This window comes from Enterococcus sp. 6D12_DIV0197, from assembly GCF_002174385.1.
GTDB classification, from domain to species: Bacteria; Bacillota; Bacilli; order Lactobacillales; family Enterococcaceae; genus Enterococcus_D; species Enterococcus_D casseliflavus.
In genome coordinates this window covers 2,124,393-2,126,266 of the sequence record NZ_NIBN01000001.1, presented here as the reverse complement: position 1 = coordinate 2,126,266, position 1,874 = coordinate 2,124,393, and the positions used below count along the sequence as shown (strand labels likewise).

Sequence of the window (1,874 nt, the reverse complement as noted above, 5' to 3'; positions counted from 1 at the left end):
TTTTACCTCCCTCCAAATGACTTTTATCAGTAAATTGTCACTAGTTCACTTAAAATTCAACTAAAACTAAGATTTCTTATTTTACAAGTTTCTTCAGATTCTTTTTTATGATTTACTGATCAACAGATTGTTAACGGTCTTGTAGCAAGTTACATACGGATTCGTCTTTTTTATCTCAGCAAATACAGATTCAAGCTATCAGCCTTGATTCACGAACCAATCGGTTTGATTGTATGCTATAATCATTTTGAAAATCTTTGAGCTTTTACCTAGAACTTTATTCATTTACAGCCAATCCATTTCAAAGTTCTTACACAAGTAGTTAGACGTTGCAAATGCCAACAAATATCTATTACATGAGTCGATAAAAAAGAACCCTAAAATCATGTAGATAACTTAGGGTATTTCGTTATTTAATATAATTGTAATGTTCATAGGTCGCCATAAACGTCCATATTTTGCTAAAAAAGTCTGAATAAAGCGCCGTTGATCATTCCTTGGAATACTAGAACCATGGCAAGTAAAATCAAACCAGCAGCTATCCATAAGCTTATTTTTCCTTTTCGGCGACTGCTGAACGGGTTTTGCTTCAAGTTGCCACTCGTCAGGATGAAATACATAATCATGCTGAATGATATGAGCAAAATAATTTCTATCCCTATACCTAACCATAATCGCTGATTGTTTATTATTGTCATTTTATCACCTCAACTCATTTTACCATTAATGAGGTGCAGACTACTGATTTGCCTGGTTTGCAGCTTGTTTTTTCCATTTGTGTAATTAACACGCGATAAAAGCAATTCCATCCGTATAAGCTGACAATTCTAAAAGGAGAATAAAAATGAAAAAGAAGAAGCAATTAAAGCTAGTCTTTTTACCAAAAATCTGGGCGTCACTCCTCTACTTGCTTTTCGTGTTCACAGCCCTCTTCCTCTACTTATCAAAGTACTTGGACATTTCTTTCTTTACTTCGATGTATCCTGACTTTTATCTTCATATCTCCAATTTTTCGATTAGTTTGATTATTGGCTTACTGGGGTACTTTTGGCTTCTCGTAGGTGCGCCATTTAAAGCCGTCACGCTATTGACCCTGCTCTTACTCATTGCCAATCTATTGAGCGAGACTGTCTTGGGCTTTATGAACACCCCTGATCGAATCGATTTACTTTTTGGGATTGCAGGAACGCTCGTCGCATATTTTACTTTGGCAATGATCAAAAGATACGGTTTAGTCAAGAATCAATCGGTTTGATTCAAACAGTCGTGACTTCTCCTTATATGATCCCTTTGCTACTTAGGTCCACCCCAATTTTTGGGAAAAGAAACATCTTGCTGCAGTGATTTAGCCGAAAAAAAGCACTCAATAAAGGGAGTGCTTTTTTTCGTTTCCATTGGCGATACTTTCGTATGGCTAGTCACTTGGTAGCCAATACAATGGACTTAGCTGTAGATTTTCCCAATACGGGTTGTGAAACCCTATCAAATAGTGCATAGCTAAATACCCGAAAATCATAAAGCCAAATGACAAAGTCACGATCCGTCCCCACCGTGGTATTTCTTTGATAAATAGACCTAGCATACCTATCAATAAGGGGAACGAATAATTAAACAGTAAATCACTTCTAATATTTTGGTTCCGAGGATCCTTCATTATTTTGTCATTTAAGCCCCAACTTATGCCGATGATCACAAACATAAGCGCCAGAATAGTCAATCGTTTGCGATCAAAAAGCCACTGTTCTTTATCTTTCCTACTTGAAAAGTAGATCGTAAGCAGGACCACAATTAATCCAGACATACTATTCTCCTTTTTCGCCAGCTATTTTCTAAAACGTTCATGATTCCTTCAGGATAAATTATAACATATATAG

General features: G+C 36.2%; 2 protein-coding genes. One reads left to right on the top strand and one right to left on the bottom strand.

Features of this window, described 5'->3' with window-relative positions; all coding sequences use genetic code 11:
- Positions 1 to 844 precede the first annotated feature (844 nt).
- Entirely contained in the window at positions 845 to 1,255 is a 411-nt protein-coding gene (locus A5867_RS09825) for a hypothetical protein (protein ID WP_087627509.1), read from the top strand.
- A 159-nt stretch (positions 1,256 to 1,414) separates the two neighbouring features.
- Here the strand turns inward: A5867_RS09825 and A5867_RS09820 are convergent, their stop codons facing one another.
- Positions 1,415 to 1,801 carry a hypothetical protein gene (locus tag A5867_RS09820; RefSeq protein ID WP_087627508.1) on the bottom strand — a complete coding sequence of 129 codons (387 nt, stop codon included), beginning with the start codon at positions 1,799 to 1,801 and terminating at the stop codon, positions 1,415 to 1,417.
- Between the last annotated feature and the right edge of the window lie 73 nt (positions 1,802 to 1,874).